Consider the following 23,888-nt stretch of genomic DNA (forward strand, 5'->3'; position numbering starts at 1 on the left):
AAGCTTGTAGAAAGGTCTACTCAATGACCTTTCTCAAGCTTTTTTCTTTGGCAATTTTAAGGGTTGTATTTCTTTTTATTGATCATTCCATCTATACCCCACTCCCCAGATGGTCTCAAGGTACTTATCTACTTCAAACCCTGAGTTCCGCAACTTACTTCGGAGGTTTCTGATATGCGAGTCAATGGTCCGGCTTTCTGTCTCTGCGTCGAACTCCCATAAGGACATAATGAGATGCTCTCTTGAAAATACTTTATCCTGGTTTAAAAGGAATGTTTCAAGTAGCGCAAATTCTTTTGGTGTGACTGAAATTTTCTCACCGTTATATTGTACGTGAAAGGACGACGTGTCAAGAACCAGCCCTTTGAAGCGCAAAGAATAAGTAGGGGGGTCAATCACTCTTGTCCGCCTCATCACCGCTTCCATTCTTGCGATAAGTTCTTCTTCATTAAACGGCTTTGCTACGTAGTCATCTGCTCCAGCTTGAAGGCCCCTTACAATGTCATCTTTATCGTTTCTGGCAGTAAGCATGATCACAGGGATATTGGAAAATTCTCTGATTTCTTTCAAGGTGTCCCACCCATCCATTACTGGCATCATGATGTCCAGTAAAACAATATCCGCTTCTTCTTTTTTCAGAAATGTGAGTGCATCCCTACCTGACTGAAATTGAATGCACTCATACTGATATGGAGTCAGGTAAAGGGTTAACAGGTCAAGCATTCTTTTTTCATCATCAATCAGTAGAATTCTTGTCATCTTCGCTCTCCTTCCAAACAATGGTGACGGCAGTTCCAACATGTTGTTTACTATTGATAGAGAGGGTTGCGCCATGAGCTTCCACAAGTTCCCTTACTATAGCCAATCCTAGTCCGACTCCACCTGTCAAACGGGACCTTGACTTTTCCACACGGTAAAAACGATCAAGAATAAAAGGTATCTCTTCTTCCGGGATCCCTTTTCCTTCGTCTTTAATGCTTAGAGAGCTCTCGTTTCCTTTTTTATTGAGTTGAATAGTTGTGGTGGAGCCTGCTGATGAATATTTAAGCGCATTGTCCAGCACATTTAACACAATCTGTTCAAAGCGTCTGGGATCTATAAGTACTTCAAAGCTTTGATTAGGTTCAAACATCAAGTGAATTCCGGCATTTTCAAAGGCAGGTCGTGCTTTTTCGTAAATCGGCAGGATGAACTTTTCTATGTCCATTCTTTGTGGCTGGATTGAAAAAGCATTTTGGTCCATTTTAGCCAGTTCAAAGAGATCTTCGAGCATACTTGATACTCGGTTAGATTCTTCATGAATAATATTCAGGTATTCCAATCTGGCTGATTCCGCAAGGTTCGGTTTTCTTCCAAGATCGGCGTACCCCTTTATATAAGTTAAGGGAGTTCGCAATTCATGAGAAATGCTCGCTAGAAATTCCTTTCTCTCCTTCTGCAAATGATTCAAGTGATTGGCTAAGGATTGGATGGACTCGGCTAACTCTCCAAGTTCGTCTTTCGTTTTTACAGGTAATTTCACGGAAAAGTCCCCATTGCTGATCTTCTGTGTAGCATCTTTCATTCTGATTAACGGCTTGGTCAATAATTTAATAAGGAAAATATTTGTTACGAGTAAAAAGAACATGATAATAACTACCGCTATGGCAAAGTGATGATTCAATTGCTGTATGACCTTCTGAAGTGAGTTTGTACTTTTCAGCATATAAACATAGCCAGTAGAACCGTCTTCTGAAAGAAAGGGGGATACGGTCGCAATGAATGCTTCCTGCTTCCAATCATCTTGGACAACAACTTCTCGAGTCGGTGGAGCGGATTGAATTACGTAATGTGGCAAGTTTCTCTTTTGAACAGATGAGTCAATTACAGAGCCGTTCTCATCAATTATTACGACTTCTGTATCTGTGTTAGACTCCATCAACACAATATGTTGGAGTGTTTCAGGGGTAAAGGAGGTTTCCAATACATCTCGATGGCTGTTCCCTCTTGCCAACAAAGAATCCAATTCCTCTTTTACTAGCGAATCTACCACATGACGATGCAAAACTAACATGGAAACTGATTCAATAATTAGTAGACATATAAAAAACCATAAACCTAGTTTAGTAGAGAATTTCATGACAGTTCTCCTGTATCTTAAAAAGTATGTACTTTCAGTTTACCAAGAAACTATAGAGAAAGTGTGCAGAAACAATAAAAAACGCGCCAACTACGTGACGCGTTTAGAGAACTATTTTAATGGCTAATCATTTCCCTGCAAGCTGCCGCGCAACGTCTGCACGCTTCCGCACATTTCTGGCAGTGATCATGAGTATGCTTGCTGCATTCCTCTGCACATGCCTCGCATATTTCTGCACACAGGCTGCAAATCTGCTCCATAAACGGGCTGTTGGATTGAATTGCTCTCGCTGCAAGTGCACAAATATCCGAGCATTCCCTATCCAAGCGGATGCAGGCGGCCATCATGTTCACATCTTCCTCATTCAAGCACGCATCAAAGCAGGTATTGCACGCCTCCATACACGCTAGGCATTCCTCTAAACATTTTTGGTGTTGTTCATTACTTAACATAATTAAAAACTCCTTTCAAAAGTTAGGTTCCGTATTTGTTTACCCGTCAAAACAAGATAATAACTTAATAGAGGAAACTCCTAAGAATCTGCAAGGTTTTGTAACATTAGAAAGTTATTAAACCCCAACTGAAAATAGGTATTTAGGTTATATTTTGTTATTGAGTTTAAAAGTTTTATATGAAAAGTATCTATCAATGCAATTGAGATAGTTCAAAAGTCTATGTTTTTCCCCTTAAAATACCCCAATCTACCTTAGTGTCGTTCTATGCTAGAATATCCTTGAAATACACATATCTAAATATTCGAAATTTACAGAGGGAGGTAAAATACCTATTAATTGCTAGCTTCACACAACACATCATTTATTCATATTTGGGTAGAAAGTAGGGGGAATACTTATATGTTTACATCCATGAAAAAAGTAACATTCGTGCTCTTAGCAATACTAGTATTAATTTCACCTTTTCATTCTGTTCTTCCTGCAAATGCAGTTGATAGAGAGTTTGATGGAAAGAAGATTCTTTCCTCACTGACAAAAGAGCAACGTGAGGCGCTTCATCAACTTGAAACAACTGAACAAACGGGCTTGCACCTTGATCCTTCTGTAGATTTAAACGGGGATGAATCCTTAAAAGTTATTGTACAGTTTAAGGAACTTCCAGTTGAAACAGCAGTGGAGGCTAGTGGAAGAACTTTAACTCCTTCTAATGCAAAAAAGAAAGTAGAGGCTGCCCATGCACAATTTAAAAAAGATGTGGCAGCTTTACAGAAAAAATCCAAGAGCAAGTCTAATACTCTAGTTATTCAACATGAATATAAACATGCTTTCAACGGGGTTTCCATGGAAGTTCCAGCTGATCAAGTGGAAGCCTTAATGGAATCTCAAGCAGTAAAGGCCATATGGAGTGATAAGGAAATACAAGTCATTTCTCCAATCGAAGAAGAAAAAAATGTGGAAAAGTTGATCACTGCTTCTTCATCTCAAACTTTACACGAAAACGGCTTTACCGGTGAAGGAGTCAAAGTAGCCGTAATCGACACAGGAATTGATTACAATCATCCAGATTTGAAAGATGCATATAAAGGTGGATACGATTTCGTAGATAACGATGACGATCCAATGGAGACCACTTACGAGGATTGGAAGCAATCAGGCATGGCGGAAGTTTATGCGGGAAATACCTATTATACCGCTCATGGTACACATGTCGCTGGAATCATTGCTGGTCAAGGCACCAATGAAACAGAATACGCAGTAACGGGGATAGCTCCTGATGTAGATTTATACGGATATCGTGTACTAGGACCATATGGAACTGGCATGTCTAGTCATATTATCGCCGCAATTGACCGGGCAGTTCAAGATGAGATGGATATTATGAATCTATCACTAGGAGCAAGCATTAATGATCCTTATTTTCCGACATCCATTGCAGTGAATAATGCGGTACTTGCAGGGATAACTTCAGTTGTTGCTGCAGGGAACTCTGGAAGCGAGATGAGAACACTCGGTTCACCTGGTACCTCCACTTTAGCGATTACAGTAGGAGCAAATAACACATCTATCACCGTCCCAACATTCGCCGGAACTATTGCTGGCTCCAATGATTTTCAGGTGGAATTACGCTTAATGGCCTTAAACATCCAGCATCCTGTTGACCTATTAGAAGGGGAAACTCTTTCTATCGTGGATGTAGGATTGGGACAGCCTGGTGATTTTGTAGGGAAAAACGTAGAAGGCAAGACCGTTCTGATTTCTAGAGGTATCACCTCTTTTGATCAGAAGATAACACTTGCAAAAAATAAAGGAGCAAAAGCTGTTCTTTTATATAATAATGACGAAGGTCAAGGGCACATCCCGCATTATTTAGGGGAGACCGTCCAATATATCCCTACCTTTTCCCTCACAAAAGGCGAAGGGGAAGCGGTGAAGAACATGCTCTCTGATGAAGAATTAACCATCACCTTCAACCGTGCTGGAGAGTTCACATTGGAAGGCGGGTACTTAACGGATTTCAGTTCCCGTGGTCCGTCCAGATTGAATTACGAAATCAAACCGGAAGTTACGGCTCCTGGTGAGCAGATTCTTTCTACAATCCCGGCTTATACTAATGGGAAAGATTATTTGGAGAACTATGAACTGGCATATAAGCGTTATTCCGGCACATCAATGGCTTCTCCTTATGTGGCAGGTGTAGCAGCGCTTTTATTAGAAAAAAATAAGGAATATACACCTGAACAAATCAAAACTATTTTAATGAACACAGCAGACCCGCTAAACAAGGAATACAGTGTGTTTGAAACAGGCAGTGGACAGGTGAACCCTCTTAATGCATTAAAAACTAAAGTAGAAATTATGGTGGATAACCCGGCTGTTTCTATTCTGGATGGAGAAGAAACAGAAATCCGTTCTAAATCAGGCGCACTTAATTTCGGTCCGTTGTTACTAGACGGAACAAATGGTTCTGTAGCGCGGGACGTTTCGATTAAAAATAATGACAAACGGCCAAAAACTTTTGATGTAAAAGCTGAATTTCAAACAGGTATACAGGGTTCTAAGGACGCAAATGCGAATAAAGTAGTTTTACAAAGTGACAAGGTAGTGACCATTCCGGGGAAAAAAGTCAAAGGCACAACGTTTAAAATGACTGTCCCTGCTGATGCTGAACCAGGTGCATATGAAGGGTATGTAACATTGGAAAATAAGAAAGACTCCAATGAAAAATACCGTATTCCGTTTGCGCTTGTAGTAGTGGAAGAAGGAATTCATTACATGAAAACCGATCCAAAAGCTATCACAAGGAACTTTGAATTCTTTTACCCTTTTGTTACCTACACAACAGGAGTGTCTTTCCGTACCAAGTCTCTAATAAATACACTAGACTTTATCTTGCTTGACGGGAAAACAGAAGAAGAAATAGGATTCTTGGGGCAACTAACATCTTCAGGTATTTTGGAAGAAACCGATTATTATGTTTCTAATGTATTTGATGGCAGGTACTTCCCATTTACCGGAAATCCAGAGGAACCAATCTCATCTGAAAGAATTTATGTGAATCATGGGCCGGGACATTACAAAGTAAAAATGATCGCAACGGATAAGAACGGGAAGACGTATCCCCTGACAGATCATACCTTTATTGATTATACCGGACCGGATTTTATCACTGATACAAAAGAAGGTGTAATCGAGTATGAAGCGGGTGAAACTTCTTATGTATTAAAAGGCAGCCTAGTTGATCAAACCTTCGAATCCTACAAAGCATTAGGAGTAGAAATTGATCAATCACAAAACTTCATTATGGAGAAAAACAACAGCACATCTTTCACTAATGGTTTTTATGTAAACCCAGATGGCAGCTTTGAATACCATATGCCAATAAATCCTTCCCTAAAGAGTTCAAAAGTTGAATTCCAAGGGTACAATTCTACAGGAGTAGGCGGAGATATTAAATCCTTCACTTTAGTGGAAAAAGGTACTCCATATATGTATGGTTCATTAGCTGATAAGCAAGTTAAAAGTGGAAATACTGTGGTGATGACCCTGAACGCTAACACTGTATCGGATGCAAAAGCATTTAACACAAGCTTTAACTTTGACAACAGATACATTGAAATACTCGATGTAGTAGTACATGAGGAACTTCAAGCTCTTGGAGAAACAGACATTACTACATCAAATTCGGCTGTAAATTCGACCACTTCCAAGTTGGGAGTCAATGTTGAATTGTCAGAGGGAAGTTTCTCAGGTGATATTGCTGTTGCAGAGCTGACAATAAAGGTGAAAGATGATAACTACGCTCTGTATACTTTCTTCAACAACTCTCAAGCTAGTTATAAGAATCTAGAAGAGCAATCCATAAACATGGCTTCTGCAATCGATCATGTTCGGATTAAACCAAGCTACTCCAAAATTACAGGTAGTATTGCAGCACCCAAAGCGCTCCAACGTGAAGGCAGACCTGTTTGGAAGCCTGGATTAAATGCTTCTAACATTGGAGCAGAAGTATATGTGCTTGATCAAGATGGTAATAGATATGATGCGACTGTTAATATCTACAGTCAGCACTCCGTAGAGCAACTGCCTCTTACTTTGAATGACATGAAATTGGTAGCGAAAATCCCAGGGCACTTTACATCCTATCGCAACTTTAGAGTAGGATTCCCGGATGATGAAGGAAATATTGTAGGTCAAACACATTCAGGTATGAGCGTAGGAGAGCTTACTCCGGGAGATGTTAATGATGATGGGGTAATCGATATTCATGACGCACTTCTAATAGAAGAACATTGGGGGACCACATACCGCGCTGCTGATATCAACTTTGACCAAGTTGTAAATGCTACAGACCTGCAGTTTGTAGTAGACAATTATATGATGGTTAATGAATCGGCAAGTGAGACACCTGTACCATCTAAAGAACACAATGGAAGAACAATAGAAGATATTTTAGAAGCATTGAGTTCTAACTAAATTAATCAAAGGGCTGTAGATGAAAACAATCTGCAACCCTTTTTTTACTATTTGTGGAAAAGAAGAATTGAATTTGTTGTTAAAATTTGAAATAATCAGAAATATAAAGTAGATAAGGAGTGGATTGTAATGAAAGTGAAAAAGATGAAAGAACCCGTTGTCAAAAAGCTGGAGGAACTCAAATTAACAGGATTCCGGGTATTATGTCCAGGTGAAGAGTATGCAATCGAAATACCGAAAGCTTCCAAACTATTAGAATCGCGCTTGTCTGAAGTTAAAAACGTGAAAAATAGAGCTATTCAGTTTGGGGCATTTATCGTAGACACCAACTCAGTAGAGGAAGACGGATATTGGGTGGCTGTTGAAGTGGAGGAATTCGAAGATATACCAGAGGGAATGGTCACGTTAACTGTTCCTGCACAAAGATATGCATCGGCAAAGTATGAAGGTCCAAACACTGGCATTTTTAATGCGTATGATGAATTACATAGCTGGGTTGCAGAGCAAGGGCACAAAAGACTTAAAGACAAATGGCATGTCGAAATATTTAAGTCTTGGGATGATCCCAATAACTTGGTAGTGGAATTACTAGATACGATTGAACAATAGAAGGGGTGAAGTAAAATGAAAGAGAAATTATGGAGAGTAGGGACGACTTATATTCCTGTAACAAATGTAGGTGAATCTGCTGATTGGTATGTAAGTAAGCTGGGAGCGGAATTGAGTTATCAGGATCAGGACAAGGCGATAATAAACCTTGCAGAGCAAAGTCTGTTTCTTGTAAAAGCGAAAGAAGGTCAAACTTCGAATTTTATAGATGCAAACGGACAGGTGCGTTTCTCTTTAACTTTTGAAGTAGATGGTCTAAGCGCATTAGAAAATATACACCATGATTTCGTTAAGCAAGGAATCAAGGTAGGTGAAATAGAAAACAGAGGGCACACCGGAAGAAATTTTGTATTTGAAGATCTAGATGGGAATAAGTTTGATGTGTGGAGCGAGCTGAGTATGAAATTTAAAGAGAAATATTTTAACAGACTCTAACGAATCAAGACATTTTTTCTAACGGGTTTAATTAAGGGTATAATGTATATTACCAACTTATATACAGGAGTGAACTCATATGACAAATAATACTACTAGTGAAAAGAGTCTATCACTAGAACAAATGGAAGAATTAAAATCCGTTTTAAAGAAGCGGTTTGAGAAAAACATGCTTCGTCATGAGGATCTTGATTGGGATAAAGTTCAGGAGAAGCTAGAAAGTAATGCAGAGAAACTTTGGTCGCTCTACGAAATGGAACGTACCGAAGGGGAACCAGATGTCATTGGTTATGATAAAGGGACGGATGAGTACCTATTTTGCGATTGCTCAAAAGAGAGTCCAAAGGGTCGCAGAAGTGTGTGCTATGATCACGCAGCACTTGAGGCAAGAAAAAAGTTTAAACCTGAAGATAGTGCAATGAATATGGCAACTGAAATGGGAATCGAAATGTTGACAGAAGAGCAATATCGCGAATTACAAAAGCTTGGAGAATTCGATTTAAAAACATCCAGTTGGATACAAACACCGGATGAAATTAGAAAGCTTGGCGGTGCATTGTTTTGCGATCGTCGCTTTAATCATGTCTTCGTATACCACAATGGAGCTGATTCTTACTATGGTGCACGTGGATTCCGCGGGATGCTAAGGGTATAAATTAAAGCGTTATTTTAAATAGACGTAGAAGGAACAATTCTTCTGCGTCTTTTATTTTTCCCGAAAATTGAAAACTTTTGCACTTTTAATTCGTATATAGACAAGAGTGAATATACAATTAATAGTAAGGAGGATTACATATTAATTGAAAACAGTAATCAGCAAGATATTAATAGTAGTAAGTGTACCAATCCTTTTTGTCCTCTGGTTTCATCACCATAAAGTAATGGATGGGGACTATACAAAACTAACAATTAAAATGCCAAATGAAGGCGTGACTGTCATTGATGAGAAGGAACAGATTGAAGAAATCATTGATGCCATTAATGAAAGTCCACGAAACTTCGGTACAGAAAAGCCTTGGTACAACTATGAACTTGCTAGCCTTATTTTCGAAAATGAAAGTGGAGATAGCAAGGCGCTTCATTATATGACAGAGAGCCAAAATATTAAAATAAGATTTGGCGAGATTGATACGGATTTAGTGTTTGGGGAAGAGGACTTTCAAGAGAGCGAAAATGTATCGGCAGCCCTGAGTGAAGAAGTTCAAGAAAAAGTGATATTAGAACATGGTACCTTGGAAACATATAGCATCAATGGGCAAACGTTTGAAATTATTCCTTATCATCAACCTTATTTAGACTTTATGGAAGGGCTTGAAACGACAAAAGGTGATCGGGCGGAACTGTTTTCAGCCCATGTCGTTAAGCCTTTTAGCAAAGAAATCTATGGACATGAATATTATGGTGAGGACGATCCCTACTACGTTTCACCAGTTAATACAGATATCCTTAGAGAAATGATTGTACAGCTGGATGATCAGTATGAGGAGATTAGTAGATTTATAAAAGAGGGACTAGAGGATTCTACAGCTCTTCTGACCGGGAGCGAAAAGGTCAGAATCTATCTTCAGCCACACAGTCCGGATTTCAATTACTTAGAAATGGGTGGCGTTGTGGCATTTGCTGCAGATAAAGATGTCATGGTTCTGCAAATCGATCCGCGAAAGTACACGGAAAAAAGCATTAAACAAACTATTGCGCACGAATTCCACCATGTAGTAACCATGGAAGTTTCCGATTGGTCCTATCGAAAGCAGCATCTCTTGGACAGGGTTATCATGGAAGGAAAGGCAGACACTTTTGGAAAACTGGTGTATGAAGACTATGATGTTGCATGGATTGAACCTCTAAGTCCTGAAGCGACCAACAAAGTTTGGAGCTTTATAGAGGAAAACAAGGGTTCTTATGAAATGGAAGATGTGACAACTCTACATATGGGCCGTCCTTCGTCGGGAATTCCTAAATGGTCTAACTATAGAATTGGCTATCGGATTATGGAAGATTTCTTGGAAAAGAATCCTGAAGTCACTCTAGAGGAATGGACCGAGACGAGAGCGGATGAGATTTTGGAGTTGAGTGGATTTGGAGTGGGGGACTAGACTGAGCGTTACTTTGTGGGTGTGCTCAAGACCTGAAGTCTTGCTATGGATGGGGAAAAGGTAAGAGAGAGGGCGTCTCTACGCCCGAAATGTTGCAATGAAAGGGAAAACGGTAAGAGAGAAGGCTTCTCTACGCCCGAAATGTTGCAATGAAGGGGAAAACGGTAAGAGAGAGGGTTTCTCTACGCCCGAAATGTTGCAATGAAAGCAAAAACGGTAACAGAAGGAGGGGAATATAAATGGGCGATGCAATTTTTCAATTTGTTGTTTATGGACTGATTATACTTGGGAGTATTTCTTTTACTCTATTTATCAGAAGGCTGCTTGTTAATGCATCTTACAAGAATCAAAGATTGTACAATATCGAACAAAAACTAGATGCAATCATCAAGAAGATGGAGGAAGAAAATTCACCGAAATAAATTGCAATCATATGTTGTTGAGAGGAGAGAACACCAATGAATATAAGACAATTAACCCCAGTTGATGCTGAAAACTATCGAACCATTAGGTTGGAGGCTTTGAAAAATAAACCGGAAGCATTCAGCTCCAGTTACGAAGACGAAGTAGGGTTTTCGGTTGAAAAATATAGAGGTAGATTTAACAATGACCATACCTACACCTTTGGAGCTTTTGAGGGAGAAAATCTGGTAGGTACGGTAACCCTACTATGTGAAACGAAAAAGAAAATTAAGCATAGAGCTACTATAGTAGCAATGTATGTCATGCCTGAACAACGAAAATCGGGTGTAGGAAAAGCACTTATGAATATAGCAATAAACAAAGCAAAAGAATTAAAGGAGATTGAACAAATCTATCTCGCGGTGACAGCGAGCAATGAACCTGCGAAGCGACTTTATGCATCCCTGGGATTTGTTACATATGGAGTAGATAGAAATGGATTGAAAATAGATGGAACCTATTTTGACGAGGAATTGATGGTGTTGGAGCTCTAATTTTATTAAGAAGGGGAGAACAGGGGGAAGTAAATGAGGATTTTTCTTTTACTATGTTTGTTGATTCTTGCGGGATGTGAGAGTGGAACAAAAGAGGTGACAGTAGAGAAGGAAAAAGAACTAGTTCTCAAAAATAATAGTGTTGAAACTTTTTCAATAAATGGACAGGAATTTGAAATTCATCCATGGTATGGATATTATGTTGAGTATTTGAATGAGGAATATAGCACAGCTGAAGCAAGGAGTGACAACTTCCAGAAGGTTGTTGTAAACCCTTTGAGTAATGAGGTATTGGGATATGATTATGGCTACCAAAATAGCATATACTTCAAGCCACCTTATAATAGAAACAAATTAAAAGATTATATTGTAAAATTGGATGAACGTCATAAAGAAATTGTAGAAGTAATTAAAGAAGCTTTGACTGATTCAACCTCCCTTCTTCCTGGTGGAAATTATAAGATATATCTGGCCCCGTTTAACTCTGACGTGGACACGGAAGAGTTTCATGGGGTTACAGGGTTTGCGGAAAAGAATGCGATGATTCTCATGCTGGATCCAAATAATATAACAGAGAAAAGCATTAAGGAGCTTGTTGCCCATGAATATCATCACTTAGTGTACATGGAAATCTCTGATTATAATACACGAACAGCTCATCTTTTAGAAAAAGTTGTTATGGAAGGAAAGGCGGAAACTTTCACTAAAATTCTCTATCCCGATTATGAAGTTCATTGGATAGAGCCATTAAGTAATGATGAAAGAGATAGAGTCTGGAACTTCATGGATGAGAACAAATACTCCGTTAATGAGGAGGATTACAGTGTGCTCAACAATGGCAGCATTTCCAAAGAGATTCCTAGTTGGTCCAACTATAGAATGGGCTATGAAATAATGCAGGAGTATTTAGAGAAAAATCCTGATTTACCGATAGAAGAATGGACTGTATTAAAAGCGGTAGAGATTATAGACGGATTAGAATTTGATAGTAGAGAATAATAAAAAGAGAACTTATCTCACCAACAGATGAGTTCTCTTTTTGTTTTAATTCAAAATAAATTTATTGATAATCAATAAATAGTCTGATATTATACTGTTAATTAATGTAAAGTTAATAGGTGTAAAAGGGGATGAGAAATTGAAAAAAGTTTTATTGATTACCACAGTTATGTTGTTAATTCTATCTGGATGTAACCAATATTCTAGGGTGGATATTCCAGCAGAAGGAACTTTTCATTTGGCTGTTATCAATAACACCGATGTTGATATCTACGGATATGAGGTCAGCTATTCCCAAGATGGAACACGCAGAGGGGGAAGTGGTGGTGGTCAATATGCTGATAATTCCAAGATAAAGAAGGGGGATACGTTCACGCTGGACTTTAATCATGTAAATTTTCTCCCGGACAAAGAGGTTACCTTTGTAATCACGGTCTTTACAGGAAAGCATCAAACGGAAAAAGTAACGTTGAGTTCCCCGGTTACTACCATGCTTTCTAATTTGGAAAGTATTTATTATGTAGAGATAATTGGAGAAAATAAGGAAGAGTTAAGTATAAATTAAATGATGAATCGGATTAAAAAATTGGAAAAAAACTGTGGAACTAAATTAGTGTTCATTTCGTATAGGTAATGAATGTAATTTTCATAAAAGAAAGTAGAGGAAAAGATGAACACTAAGAAGAGAGTCAGTTTCCGCAAAGCATTTAAGTATATATCAGTAGGCTTAATAAGTATGGGTGTAATGTGGGTGGCATATCATCAAGTAATGGTTTTATTCGAGAAAAACAAATATGAAGCCACTGGGCAGTTGGTGGAAGTGGATGGTAGCAACATGCATGTTCATGCTGAAGGTGAGGGACCGAATACTATTATTCTACTTCCTGGATTGGGAACGTTAGCGCCAGTATTGGACTTTGAACCTTTGGTGGATGAACTAAGCAAGAATAATAGAGTGGTAGTCGTGGAGCCGTTTGGCTATGGATGGAGCGAGAAGACTGATAAGGATAGAACGGTAGAAAATGTGGTGGAAGAAGTAAGGGCGGCTCTTAAGAAAGCAAATATTGAAGGTCCCTATATTCTGATGCCGCATTCTATTGGCGGAATCTATAGTACGTACTATGCAAATACATATCCTGAAGAGGTAAAAGCGATTGTTGGTATTGATCCAACACTTCCGGCTGCAGTTGATTATTTTGATGTACCTGTACCTACTATGCCAGGTTTCCTTAGGGCTGTAGCTCCGAGTGGTATTGCAAGAATAGTGATAGCTGGAAATGAGGAGGATTTTTTACCACTGTCAGAAGAAGGGACGTACTCAGCGGAAAATCTTGAGCTAACGAAAACTTTAACTGTCTGGAATGGCTACAATAAAAATATCATCATGGAAGCAAATGAGATTAGTAATAATATCGCAAAAACGATTAACATGTCTTTCCCGTCCGATATACCTGTAATGATTTTTACACCAAAGGACGAAAAGGTAAACCCTGCCGGAAGATCTACCATGACCTTTTATGAAGAGCAATTAACAAATGTAGTAAAAAGTAAAATTGTACCACTAGATGGCCATCATTATTTGCATTGGACAAATGCAGAAGAGATGAGCGAGCATGTTGGGGAATTTATTGGCGGAAGTTAAGATACGGGGGTAATAAATATGGCCAAACCGATAAAGTGGCTTATAGTAGCGTCGATAGCAATTGGCTTAGTGTTTTCCCTTTTTACTTTTACTTTGTTTAAAGAGAGCAGAGGATATGCACAGTATCATTCCGAATCATTAATGAATGATACTTCCAGCCTGATAGGAAGCTTTCAAAGGAAACAAGAAATTTTGCAGCAAATTATTCAAACAAGAACTTTGACACAAGTTCAAGTAGATCTAATTCGTGAAGACAGCTATACTCTTATAAACTATTATGAAGACTATAATCGCTTGGCTATGAATTTGGATCGATACGAAAATAAAGGTTATTCCATCGTAGAGGCGGCCTTTGTAACAGAAGCATTTTTTAACCGTAAAATAGCCGAAATACAAGGGACAGGCCAAGCGAAGTTAAAACTGGATAATGAGTTTCTTGAAAAAGTGGAATTTTTGGAGGCATTTAATGAACGTTGTCTCTATACCTTAGGCAAATATGTAAGGGGATTCGTGATCACAGATACTTCTATGGAGCTCACGGAAGAAAGGGAAGAATTGAGCAAAAATGGGATAAATGAGGACTTTTGGGTGGAGATCTTAAAGCGTTTGGATAGAGAGGCTTTTGAAAAGCAAAGGGATTTGGAGATGTTGTTGAATTAGACAATGTTTTTGATTAGCAGCTTGGTAAAATTTATTCCAAGCGCTTTTTTTCGTTATTAATTAACATAACAATAAGAACACAAACCTTCAAAATTATGAGTAAGGGGTGGTTTATTTGAAAATTATGTCTAGTACCTTCAGGTTCTTAGGGCTAATCGTAACAGCTTTAGGCTTTCTTCCACTTTTAGAATCTTTACCTAATAATAGAGTGTCAGGACATGAAAACTTTTGGGAAAACATCATCTACTTAGCTCATGAAGGGCAAGGATGGTTCTTGGCTTTTGGTTTTCTGATGTTGCTAATAGGGTTGTTTTTGTCTGGGCAGTCAAAGGATAATGCATAACCCCTTAGTTTTCTGACTTGGATTTTATGAAATTTAACTTTCTTGCAACATACTCTTTTCCATCCCATTCATATCGAACTTTTAACTTACCAATTAATCCGCCTTTTACACTATCGTCTCGTAAAACAAAGACAGGGACAGTGGCATATAGCTTACCATCCTCAATAGAATAATCAACAAGTTCCATACTTAAATAGGGTGTTCTCGGATTGACATAACTAAATTTAGAGAGGTCGATGGTATAATTCATTCCGTCGACTTGGATACCGATTATATTTTTTATTTGTTTTATAGCGACCTTATTTATAATGACCGTACTAATAGGTTCCATCGGAGCCTCTTCATATCGGCGTTCGGGATCTTGAAACTGATTAAGGACATGTATATCCTTGAGTGGTTGGTCTATCACTGCTTTGTCATTGTTCAACACAATAATGATGTCATCCAGCGTATCGTCATTTATATCTGCTTTTGCCATGTAAGGATCATATTTTCCATGGTACCAGTTTGGGAAGTTATAAACATATTGTCCCATGTCACCAATTTGTACGGTGAAGTTCTCATATTCCATCCACTTTTTCTTGTCTGCAATCAAGTAAACAGTTTGATGCCAGATATCGGAAGGAATGCTTGATAGGACTACACGTTCTGATGCTAAAGAATTATTGGAACTTGTGAAAAGCATCATCAGAATAATACCCATATTGAATATATGTCTCCGCATTTATTTCACCTCTATAGTAAATTTCCCAACAAAAAGAAATTCACTAAAAAGTTGCATAAGTATATCTGCCCGGTTCTTTCCATCTATTTATTGTCTGAACGTGTAGAAAGAGAGGAGTTTGTCCTCATTTACAGATTATTCAATAAAATCTAGTATGAAATATGTAGGGTCACTAAATATCTGAAATGAGGAGGAAATTATGAAAAAGATCAGTAAAACGGTATTAGCGTTATCTTTAACAGGAATTATGACAATCGGTACGTTAACAACAGGAACGCTTCCAACAAGTGCGGTTGGAAATGGTCCCAACTATAACGGCAATGAGTCTATCCAAACCTCCATCCTTACTACATATGACGAGTTGGTAGATTACTTACAAAAACAAGAAGCAAGACAGCAGGCGATGGAGCTTGAGGTTATTGGCGAGACAGTCAAAGGCCGTGATATTTACATGGCCAAATATATTAAAAACGAAGACAATCCGACCATTTTGTTTTTGACTCAGCAGCATGGAAATGAGCAGTTGACAACAGAGGGTGCGATGGAATTTATTAAGCATCTTGGAACTGGGAAAAATCAATCGGTATTGGCTCATGTCAATATCCTTGTTATACCAATGTTGAATGCAGACGGTGCGATGGGTGATGTGAACTTTTCAACAGATAATTACATTGCAGACGGAGACCGTCATTTGACGCGAGCAAATGCAAATAACTTTGACTTAAACCGTGAGCATGATAAAGCGGTAGAAGCGATGCAACCAGAAGCGCGTGCACTTCATACAAATGTGTTGGAGAAGTATGACATTGACTACTTGATTGATTTACATCATCAAGGAACACAGAGTGAACGTGATGGGAAGCTGGTTTCAGGTTCTATTTTACATCCGACAAGTCCTAATGTTGATCCGGCTGTAGTGGAGCAGTCCAAGCAGTTGGGAGCAGTGGTGTTCCATGAGATTGAGTCAAAAGGCTGGGGACATCTTGGGAAGTACAGAGGTGGAAATACAGACAACATTGGCCGAAATGGAATTGCTTCGAGGTATGATATCGCGACATTATTGTTTGAAATGCGCGGCATGTCCGACCACACGAATCCAACAGCAATTCTTGGGCAAAAGAGTAATGGATACTTGATCAAGCAGACGGTGAATACGCTTGATTCAACTGTTCAAGCCATTGCTGATGGATCTATTAACACTGTTGATACAAGCTTTTGGGATACATTACCTTTCCAGAACACACGACAAGGTGAGGAAAGCGACGAATAGACAAAGGAAAAGCTCGGTGCGCTTAGGTAGATGTGCTCCGAGCTTTAACTTTTATTTTGACCTATGAAGACCTGAGCTCCAAGATTTTTGGGTGACAGAAGTCTTCATAGGGGTTATGAAGACCTGAGTTCCAAGGTTTTTGGGTGACAGAAGTCTTCATAGGGGTTATGAAGACCTGAGCTCCAAGGTTTTTGGGTGACAGAAGTCTTCATAGAGGTTATGAAGACCTCATAACCCAGAATTTCACCCGCTAGAGGTCTTCATCAATCACAATCCCGCCGATAAATGAATCTCCCCTTCAGGCAATTCATTCCCACTCTGAGGTTCCAACGTTATCGCGATGGTATCCCAATCTTCCGCTGTTGTCTGTTCGATGTTATGGAACACATACCCTTTTCCTTGATCATCAATGGTGAAGTCTCCTGCAGGTATTGGTGAGCCGTCTTTCAATAGCCATACCTGATACACTTCGTTGCCGGTTAGTTCAGGTAAGTCCTGTGTTTGGATCATGACAGATAGTGCCTGTTCCTGTTGGAAAAGTGCTGCAAAGCCACTGCCTGCAGCAGCTGATGGCTGCAAGGTAACTACGTTATCAGGTTGTTGCAGTTCTTCAGCAGCCAAGTCACTTTCTTCACCGTTTTGCATCATTAAGTAGCCGTTTCCAATCAATGAGAGCAACAGCGATGCGGCAAGCAATGTTGTTAGCCAAGGTGTCCTAGAAGCTTTATTTTTAATAAAGGGTTCTTCAACGGCTTCTTTTTTAGTAGAAATCGGTGTTACAGTTGCTTTATCTAATTTCACGTCTTCAGCAAATACATTATCCAAGATTCGTTTCTTCATCTCTGGTGGGGGTGAGGCTTGCTCTGACACAAGGGCAACATCTCCTAACAGATCTTGAAGTTCCATTAATTCTTCCTGACATTCGGGACAGGTAGCTAAGTGCTGTTCGAATTCTTCTCTCTCTGTTTGTGTTAGGTGGCCATTGAAATAGTCCAACACTAATTCACATTTCTGACTCATATACTCCCCCTCCTATCTGCAAGCAACGGTTTTAGTTTCTTTAGCGCCAGCCGTATCCTTCCTTTTACGGTCCCAAGCGGTATGCCGGTCAACTCCGCTATTTTCTGCTGGGTATATCCTTTGAAATACATATAGTGGACCATCTTCCTTTGATCATCGGATAAAGTGGAGACCGCTTCCCTGATGACATCCTGTTCTTCTTTCCACTCTGTCTCTTTTTCAGTGGAGTCGTTAGATTGCAGAAATGGTTCCACATCTTCTATCGGGGCACTTTGTGTTCGTTGTTGCTTACGAATAATATCCAAGGCTTTATTACGGGCGATGGTGAACAGCCATGATCGAAACTTGCCTTTTGACTCGTCATAGATTCCTGTTCCCTGCCAAATCTTGATAAAGACATCCTGCATTGCTTCTTCTGCAATGTCATGGTCATTCGTTATTTTCAATAAAAAAGAATACAAGATCTTTTCGTACCTGTCGTACAGTTCTTCCAGAGCGGTTTTATCTTTTTTCCTGATCCGCTCATACAGAAGAGAGTCCTTATTCTGCATAGGTTTTCTCCTTTTTTATGTGATTATTTTTATTATATCTTTATTTATCTATTTAAAAGAAGAAATAAGGCTTTCCTACTTTCCTAACGTTGGAAAATGGGATTTAGATCAGTTTTGCCAGGAAAGAACCATTTGGAAAATTTGCTCGCTTGACTCTGCTTCCTTCGTAGCGTACTTTAGTATATATTGCAGTTTTTGATACACCGGAGGAATGGCCATGCGTGTGAAGAAAGTATTGAATAACAATGTGTTGATTGCTGCCCACCCGGAGTACAATGAAGTGATCCTGACAGGGAAAGGAATCGGCTTTGGGAAACGTACCGGAGAAGATATTTCCGTCGAGAGTGCGGAGAAGTTCTTTGTGCTTCGCGATCAGGAAGAGCAGCAACAATATAAACAGTTACTTAATTATGTCGATGAGTCGTTCATCGGTTTGATGAATGAATGTATAGAGCGAATTGAAAAACGTTTTGAGGTTCGGTTGAATGAACATATCCATGTCGGATTGACGGACCATCTTTATTTTGCAGTGAAAAGAATTCAACAGGGGCTGGATATAAAAAATCCCTTCTTGACGGAGACGGAGCTTGCCTACCCTAAAGAATATACGGTGGCACTTGAAATTGTAGAGTGGCTGAATGAGAAGCTTGGGATCTCAGTTCCAGTGGGAGAAGTAGGTTTCATTACATTACACATTCACAGTGCCTTGACCAACAGGGAATTGTCTGAGGTCAACAAGCATACCCAGCTGATCAGCAGAATGGTGGATGTCATTGAGGAATCTCTGAAAATGTCGGTTGACCGCACAGATGTAAACTACTTGAGGCTCATTCGTCATTTCCATGCGTCGATTGAAAGGGTGCAAAAAGACGAGAACCGTCCAGAAAATCAGGAAGCGCTCGCAAAAGTGTTGCAAGCCGAATACCCTGTGTGCTACAATCTAGCATGGAAATTAATTAAGATTATGCAGCAGAACTTACACAAGCCAGTCCCAGATGCTGAGGCAGTATACCTGACCCTACATTTGCAAAGGCTTGCAAAACAATAAATAATCAAGCACACTTTTTTCACGTGTTACTGGTCATGCAGGCATGAGCGGAAGAAAGCGTAAACGAAGAACTACGGTAGAAATCCATCTACCCTTCCTTCGTGTACCTTTTCTTTTGACTCATGCCTTTTTGTTGTGTAAGTGGATTTCCCCTGTTGATTGAAGTGCAGGATGTGAGACTCCTGAGGGAGATAGCGGTAGCTTGAGACCCCACAGGCGAAGCCGAGGAGGCTCAAGCACCGCCCCTAGGAAAGCGAACATCCGGAACGAAAATCAACAGGGAGTTAAAAGAAATCCGTATGTTCTACAAACGCATATAAAAATATCTAGGAGGAACACATATGTTTAAGAAATCATTCGGTTTACTGCAACGTATCGGGAAAGCCCTTATGCTTCCTGTCGCATTGCTTCCGGCAGCAGGGATACTGCTTGCATTCGGTAATGCCATGCAAAACCCGAACTTAACAAGTCGCCTCGGCTTTTTAGAGGCAGATTCAATCGTGCTACTGGCACAAATCATGGAACAGGCAGGAAACATCGTATTCGCAAATCTGCCATTGCTCTTTGCCGTCGGTGTAGCCATAGGACTTGCTGGAGGAGACGGGGTTGCCGGTCTTGCAGCAATGATCGGTTACTTAATTATGAACGTTACGATGAGTGTTATCAGTGGAGTTACCGCTGAACAGGTTGGATCTGATCCTGCACTTGCAAATGTGTTAGGAATTCCAACCCTTCAAACCGGGGTATTTGGCGGTATCATAGCCGGGGTGCTCGGTGCCTATATGTACAACAAGTTTTACAATATTGAAATGCCATCTTACTTAGGATTCTTTGCCGGTAAGCGTTTCGTTCCGATCGTAACGGCAGCTTCCGCACTTGTACTTGGGGTGGTCATGAACTTCATCTGGCCATTCGCACAAGAAGGACTAAATACTTTTTCTTATTATATGACAGAATCCAACCGTACTTTGGCAGCATTTATTTTCGGTGTCATTGAACGTGGACTGATTCCATTTGGTTTGCATCATATTTTCTATTCTCCATTCTGGTTTGAGTTTGGTTCTTACACGAACGCTGCAGGAGAATTGGTTCGTGGGGACCAACGTATATTCATGGAGCAGGTAAAAGACGGTGCCGAGCTAACGGCAGGAACATTCATGACAGGTAAATTCCCATTCATGATGTTCGGTCTTCCGGCAGCAGCGCTAGCAATCTATCACTGTGCACGTCCTGAAAATAAAAAATTTGTAGCAGGTATCATGGGTTCTGCTGCATTGACATCTTTCTTAACAGGTATCACAGAACCACTTGAGTTCAGTTTCTTATTCGTAGCACCAGTATTATTCGCCATTCACGCAGTGTTTGCAGGACTTTCTTTCATGGTCATGCATATTTTAGATGTCAAAATAGGGATGACATTCTCCGGTGGTGTCATTGACTATATCCTATTTGGTATTCTTCCAAATGCGACGGCATGGTGGTTAGTAATTCCTGTTGGTCTAGTATTCTCGGTTATCTATTACTTTGGATTCCGTTTTGCGATCAAGAAGTTTAACTTAATGACTCCAGGTCGTGAGGAAAAAACAGAGGAAGCTGAAGCTGGTTCCGGTTCTGTTGATGAACTGCCGTTCGGAGTACTAGAAGCACTTGGCGGAAGAGAAAACCTTACCAACCTTGATGCTTGTATCACTCGTCTTCGTGTAAGTGTGAAAGACGTTGAGCAAGTAGATAAAGAGCGCTTGAAAAAGTTAGGTGCAGCAGGCGTTATGCAAATCGACCGTAATATCCAAGCGATTTTCGGACCTCGTTCTGAAACAATCAAAGGTCAGATTCAAGATATCTTGAGTGGGAAAACGCCAGTGAAGCAAGAAGTAGCGGCAACTTCTGAAAAGGAATCCGCGGATGCTGGGGCAGTAGCTATTTCAGCAGAGTTTGACGTAGTCATGCCGATGACTGGTAAACTACTACCTATTTCAGAAGTTCCTGATAAAATTTTCTCTCAAAAAATGATGGGTGACGGTTTTGCCATCGAACCAACTGACGGCAAAGTGGTATCACCTGTTGCAGGGAAAATTGTGAACCTGTTCCCGACAAAACACGCGATCGGCATCGAAACAGCTGACGGCCGCGAAGTCCTTGTGCATGTGGGAATCGACACAGTTAACCTAAAAGGAAAAGGTTTTGAAAGTTTAATAGAACAAGGCGACACAGTGGAGCAAGGACAAGCGTTACTGAACGTAGACCTTCGCATTGTGTCAGAAGAAGCGACATCCATCATCACACCAATCATCTTTACAAACTTGGCTGCTGGAGAAGCGGTTGAGATTAAGGATGGTAGTGTAAGAGTTGGGGAGAAGGGTCGCGTAGAGATTCGATAGAATTTTGAGGAGAACCGCTTGGCGTGTGAGTGCGCTGAGCGGTTTTTCAATGTTTTGAAATAGTGTCGGGAGCGAAAAAACACAATCATCAATGGAAAAGTTACAATAACACCTGAAAAAGTCACAATCATCAATAAAAAACTCATAATAACCTCTGAAAAAGTCACAATAACCCTCAAAAAAGTAATAATCCCAAATTTGAGCGGATCCCTCTAGTAATTTTAATACTTACCACTTAATTAATTTGTTATAGGTAACATTTAATAGCGGAAAAATATATTTATATTTGTCTAATGTAACATTGTAAGCGTTTTTCTTAACGTGTAGCATAAACGTTAAGAAACAACTAGCAACCAGGAGGGATTCCTTTTGAACAACCAACAACAAGTTACAGAAGAGATGATGAGCAAGATCGAGTTTGTGTACGGAAAAGAGACAGCAGCTTACTTACAAGATAAATTAACCAACCTAATGAATGAATATAGCGCAAAACTATCAACACCAAACAAGCCAAAAGAGTTTGTTACAGAAAAAGATGCGGTTCTTATCACTTACGGTGATTCCATTAAGGAAGAAGGCAAAGCCCCACTTCAAAGCTTGCACGAATTCTTAAACGAAAACATCGGGGACAAGCTATCTGGTGTTCACATTTTGCCATTCTACCCTTATAGCTCGGATGATGGTTTTTCCGTCATTGATTATTACGAGGTCAACAAGGATTTAGGAAACTGGGAGGACATTAAGTCACTATCCGGTAGCTATGATTTGATGTTTGACGGGGTTATCAATCATATTTCCGCAAAGTCAGAATGGTTCCAGGAGTATTTGAAAGGTAACGAAAAGTACAAAGAATACTTCGTGGAAGCTGATCCATCCCTAGACTACAGCAAAGTGACCCGTCCAAGAGCACTGCCGTTATTAACGGAATTTGAAACGGCAAGTGGACCAAAGCATGTTTGGACAACATTCAGTGAGGACCAAATTGACTTGAATTACCGCAACCCGGATTTATTTTTACAGATTGCAGAACTTCTGCTTTTCTATATCAGCAAGGGTGCAAAAATGATTCGTCTTGATGCAATCGGGTTCATGTGGAAGGAGATGGGGACGACTTGTATCCATCTAGAAGAAACACATAAAATTATTCAGACATACAGAGATGTTGTAGATACGCTTGCGCCAGAAGTAATCCTTATCACCGAAACGAATGTACCGCATAAGGACAATGTGAGTTATTTTGGAAACGGCTACAATGAAGCGCGCATGGTGTATCAGTTCCCATTGCCGCCACTGACATTAAATACATTCCTGACAGGAGACGCGACTCATCTTCAAAATTGGGCAAGCAACTTGGAAGACACCACCGAAGAGACTACCTTCTTCAACTTCCTTGCTTCACATGATGGTGTTGGCGTGAGACCGGTGGAAGGCATTCTTTCAAAAGAAGAAGTAGACCTTATGATTGAGAAGGTCCATGCGCATGGAGGAAACGTTTCCTATAAAGATAACGGAGATGGAACAAAGAGCCCTTATGAATTAAACATCAACTACTTTGATGCATTATCTCATCCTGATGAGGATCAAACTATTCAGGTAAAGAGATTCCTTGCTGCACAGTCCATACTGTTAGCTATGGCGGGGGTGCCGGGAATTTATGTACACAGTCTGCTTGGTTCCCGTAATTACCAGGAAGGTGTAAAAGAAACTGGTCGTTTCCGTTCCATCAACCGGGAGAAATTGAACCGCCAGCAACTGGAGGCGGAACTGAAGGACGAATCTTCTTTAAGACACGAAGTCTTATCAAATATGAAAAAAATGTTGGATGTTCGTACGAACGAAAAAGCGTTCCATCCAAACAGTCCGCAGCAGGTAGTGCTCGAAAGCAACCAAGTGTATGCATTGGTGAGAACGGACAAGGATACTGGCGAGAAAGTTGTAACACTTGTGAACGTATCCAATGAAGAGCAAGCGATCAACTTGTCTGCGGACAAATACGAATTAAATGTACAAACTTATATAAATCTATTTTCCAAGAAAGAAGTGGAGATTACAGACGAAGCGTTGTCCGTTACGCTACAGCCTTATGAAGTCATGTGGTTGAAAGGATAGG

22 protein-coding genes are annotated in these 23,888 nt (G+C 40.0%); 16 read left to right on the forward strand and 6 right to left on the reverse strand.

Going from position 1 to position 23,888, the window contains the following annotated elements; translation table 11 throughout:
* Positions 1–75 precede the first annotated feature (75 nt).
* From K7887_RS04715 to K7887_RS04725, 3 genes are all read right to left on the reverse strand, one after another.
* Positions 76–759, reverse strand: a complete 684-nt coding sequence (locus K7887_RS04715) for a response regulator transcription factor (RefSeq protein ID WP_223492430.1) — start codon at positions 757–759, stop codon at positions 76–78.
* A complete protein-coding gene (locus tag K7887_RS04720) occupies positions 737–2,119 on the reverse strand; it encodes a sensor histidine kinase (RefSeq protein WP_223492431.1) in 1,383 nt (460 codons plus the stop codon). Before K7887_RS04720 ends, K7887_RS04715 begins: the two co-directional genes overlap by 23 nt.
* A gap of 116 nt (positions 2,120–2,235) precedes the next feature.
* The gene (locus K7887_RS04725; protein WP_223492432.1) at positions 2,236–2,571 is read right to left on the reverse strand and encodes a four-helix bundle copper-binding protein; all 336 of its coding nucleotides are present in this window, start codon (positions 2,569–2,571) and stop codon (positions 2,236–2,238) included.
* A gap of 402 nt (positions 2,572–2,973) precedes the next feature.
* Between K7887_RS04725 and K7887_RS04730 the strand changes: the two genes are divergently transcribed.
* The 12 genes from K7887_RS04730 to K7887_RS04785 all read left to right on the forward strand — a co-directional run bounded on the left by K7887_RS04730 (position 2,974) and on the right by K7887_RS04785 (position 14,787).
* A complete protein-coding gene (locus tag K7887_RS04730; protein WP_223492433.1) occupies positions 2,974–7,047 on the forward strand; it encodes a S8 family serine peptidase in 4,074 nt (1,357 codons plus the stop codon).
* A 129-nt stretch (positions 7,048–7,176) separates the two neighbouring features.
* A complete protein-coding gene (locus K7887_RS04735) occupies positions 7,177–7,656 on the forward strand; it encodes a GyrI-like domain-containing protein (RefSeq protein WP_223492434.1) in 480 nt (159 codons plus the stop codon).
* Positions 7,657–7,671: 15 nt separating this feature from the next.
* Positions 7,672–8,091, forward strand: coding sequence for a VOC family protein (locus K7887_RS04740; RefSeq protein WP_223492435.1), 420 nt, complete (start codon positions 7,672–7,674; stop codon positions 8,089–8,091).
* 79 nt (positions 8,092–8,170) lie between these two features.
* Complete coding sequence (locus K7887_RS04745) at positions 8,171–8,746, forward strand: DUF4256 domain-containing protein (protein WP_223492436.1); 576 nt, start codon at positions 8,171–8,173, stop codon at positions 8,744–8,746.
* A gap of 145 nt (positions 8,747–8,891) precedes the next feature.
* Entirely contained in the window at positions 8,892–10,187 is a 1,296-nt protein-coding gene (locus tag K7887_RS04750) for a DUF2268 domain-containing putative Zn-dependent protease (protein WP_223492437.1), read from the forward strand.
* Between the two features lie 239 nt (positions 10,188–10,426).
* Positions 10,427–10,609, forward strand: a complete 183-nt coding sequence (locus tag K7887_RS04755; RefSeq protein ID WP_223492438.1) for a DUF4083 domain-containing protein — start codon at positions 10,427–10,429, stop codon at positions 10,607–10,609.
* A gap of 36 nt (positions 10,610–10,645) precedes the next feature.
* Positions 10,646–11,143: a GNAT family N-acetyltransferase gene (locus tag K7887_RS04760; protein ID WP_223492439.1), complete on the forward strand. Its 498-nt coding sequence runs from the start codon at positions 10,646–10,648 to the stop codon at positions 11,141–11,143.
* A 96-nt stretch (positions 11,144–11,239) separates the two neighbouring features.
* Complete coding sequence (locus K7887_RS04765) at positions 11,240–12,142, forward strand: DUF2268 domain-containing putative Zn-dependent protease (RefSeq protein WP_223492440.1); 903 nt, start codon at positions 11,240–11,242, stop codon at positions 12,140–12,142.
* A 139-nt stretch (positions 12,143–12,281) separates the two neighbouring features.
* Positions 12,282–12,707: a hypothetical protein gene (locus tag K7887_RS04770; RefSeq protein ID WP_223492441.1), complete on the forward strand. Its 426-nt coding sequence runs from the start codon at positions 12,282–12,284 to the stop codon at positions 12,705–12,707.
* Positions 12,708–12,812: 105 nt separating this feature from the next.
* Positions 12,813–13,784 carry an alpha/beta fold hydrolase gene (locus K7887_RS04775; RefSeq protein WP_223492442.1) on the forward strand — a complete coding sequence of 324 codons (972 nt, stop codon included), beginning with the start codon at positions 12,813–12,815 and terminating at the stop codon, positions 13,782–13,784.
* Positions 13,785–13,802: 18 nt separating this feature from the next.
* A complete protein-coding gene (locus K7887_RS04780) occupies positions 13,803–14,444 on the forward strand; it encodes a hypothetical protein (protein ID WP_223492443.1) in 642 nt (213 codons plus the stop codon).
* Between the two features lie 115 nt (positions 14,445–14,559).
* The gene (locus K7887_RS04785) at positions 14,560–14,787 is read left to right on the forward strand and encodes a hypothetical protein (protein ID WP_223492444.1); all 228 of its coding nucleotides are present in this window, start codon (positions 14,560–14,562) and stop codon (positions 14,785–14,787) included.
* Positions 14,788–14,791: 4 nt separating this feature from the next.
* On the opposite strand, the gene K7887_RS04790 is transcribed toward K7887_RS04785, so the two are convergent.
* Entirely contained in the window at positions 14,792–15,511 is a 720-nt protein-coding gene (locus K7887_RS04790; RefSeq protein WP_223492445.1) for a hypothetical protein, read from the reverse strand.
* A 199-nt stretch (positions 15,512–15,710) separates the two neighbouring features.
* On the opposite strand from K7887_RS04790, the gene K7887_RS04795 reads away from it, so the two are divergent.
* Entirely contained in the window at positions 15,711–16,781 is a 1,071-nt protein-coding gene (locus K7887_RS04795) for a M14 family zinc carboxypeptidase (RefSeq protein ID WP_223492446.1), read from the forward strand.
* 267 nt (positions 16,782–17,048) lie between these two features.
* Here the strand turns inward: K7887_RS04795 and K7887_RS04800 are convergent, their stop codons facing one another.
* Both K7887_RS04800 and K7887_RS04805 read right to left on the reverse strand, forming a co-directional pair.
* On the reverse strand, positions 17,049–17,801 hold the full coding sequence (locus K7887_RS04800; RefSeq protein WP_223492447.1) for an anti-sigma factor: 753 nt from the start codon (positions 17,799–17,801) through the stop codon (positions 17,049–17,051).
* Entirely contained in the window at positions 17,798–18,352 is a 555-nt protein-coding gene (locus tag K7887_RS04805; protein WP_223492448.1) for an RNA polymerase sigma factor, read from the reverse strand. Before K7887_RS04805 ends, K7887_RS04800 begins: the two co-directional genes overlap by 4 nt.
* Before the next feature lie 217 nt (positions 18,353–18,569).
* Between K7887_RS04805 and glcT the strand changes: the two genes are divergently transcribed.
* The 3 genes from glcT (at position 18,570) to K7887_RS04820 (ending at position 23,887) form a co-directional block, all read left to right on the forward strand.
* Entirely contained in the window at positions 18,570–19,400 is an 831-nt protein-coding gene (gene glcT / locus K7887_RS04810) for a glucose PTS transporter transcription antiterminator GlcT (RefSeq protein WP_317849235.1), read from the forward strand.
* A 341-nt stretch (positions 19,401–19,741) separates the two neighbouring features.
* Positions 19,742–21,778, forward strand: coding sequence for a glucose-specific PTS transporter subunit IIBC (gene ptsG / locus K7887_RS04815; protein ID WP_223492450.1), 2,037 nt, complete (start codon positions 19,742–19,744; stop codon positions 21,776–21,778).
* Between the two features lie 369 nt (positions 21,779–22,147).
* Positions 22,148–23,887, forward strand: a complete 1,740-nt coding sequence (locus K7887_RS04820) for an alpha-amylase family glycosyl hydrolase (protein ID WP_223492451.1) — start codon at positions 22,148–22,150, stop codon at positions 23,885–23,887.
* Position 23,888: the final 1 nt, after the last annotated feature.

Origin of the sequence: Sutcliffiella horikoshii (assembly GCF_019931755.1) — a bacterium.
GTDB lineage: Bacteria > Bacillota > Bacilli > Bacillales > Bacillaceae_I > Sutcliffiella_A > Sutcliffiella_A horikoshii_E.

Coding starts and splice junctions, on each gene's coding strand:
- K7887_RS04715 (WP_223492430.1), bottom strand. CDS start 759: ATGACAAGAATTCTACTGATTGATGATGAAAAAAGAATGCTTGACCTG.
- K7887_RS04720 (WP_223492431.1), bottom strand. CDS start 2,119: ATGAAATTCTCTACTAAACTAGGTTTATGGTTTTTTATATGTCTACTA.
- K7887_RS04725 (WP_223492432.1), bottom strand. CDS start 2,571: ATGTTAAGTAATGAACAACACCAAAAATGTTTAGAGGAATGCCTAGCG.
- K7887_RS04730 (WP_223492433.1), top strand. CDS start 2,974: ATGTTTACATCCATGAAAAAAGTAACATTCGTGCTCTTAGCAATACTA.
- K7887_RS04735 (WP_223492434.1), top strand. CDS start 7,177: ATGAAAGTGAAAAAGATGAAAGAACCCGTTGTCAAAAAGCTGGAGGAA.
- K7887_RS04740 (WP_223492435.1), top strand. CDS start 7,672: ATGAAAGAGAAATTATGGAGAGTAGGGACGACTTATATTCCTGTAACA.
- K7887_RS04745 (WP_223492436.1), top strand. CDS start 8,171: ATGACAAATAATACTACTAGTGAAAAGAGTCTATCACTAGAACAAATG.
- K7887_RS04755 (WP_223492438.1), top strand. CDS start 10,427: ATGGGCGATGCAATTTTTCAATTTGTTGTTTATGGACTGATTATACTT.
- K7887_RS04760 (WP_223492439.1), top strand. CDS start 10,646: ATGAATATAAGACAATTAACCCCAGTTGATGCTGAAAACTATCGAACC.
- K7887_RS04775 (WP_223492442.1), top strand. CDS start 12,813: ATGAACACTAAGAAGAGAGTCAGTTTCCGCAAAGCATTTAAGTATATA.
- K7887_RS04780 (WP_223492443.1), top strand. CDS start 13,803: ATGGCCAAACCGATAAAGTGGCTTATAGTAGCGTCGATAGCAATTGGC.
- K7887_RS04790 (WP_223492445.1), bottom strand. CDS start 15,511: ATGCGGAGACATATATTCAATATGGGTATTATTCTGATGATGCTTTTC.
- K7887_RS04795 (WP_223492446.1), top strand. CDS start 15,711: ATGAAAAAGATCAGTAAAACGGTATTAGCGTTATCTTTAACAGGAATT.
- K7887_RS04800 (WP_223492447.1), bottom strand. CDS start 17,801: ATGAGTCAGAAATGTGAATTAGTGTTGGACTATTTCAATGGCCACCTA.
- K7887_RS04805 (WP_223492448.1), bottom strand. CDS start 18,352: ATGCAGAATAAGGACTCTCTTCTGTATGAGCGGATCAGGAAAAAAGAT.
- glcT (WP_317849235.1), top strand. CDS start 18,570: ATGCGTGTGAAGAAAGTATTGAATAACAATGTGTTGATTGCTGCCCAC.
- ptsG (WP_223492450.1), top strand. CDS start 19,742: ATGTTTAAGAAATCATTCGGTTTACTGCAACGTATCGGGAAAGCCCTT.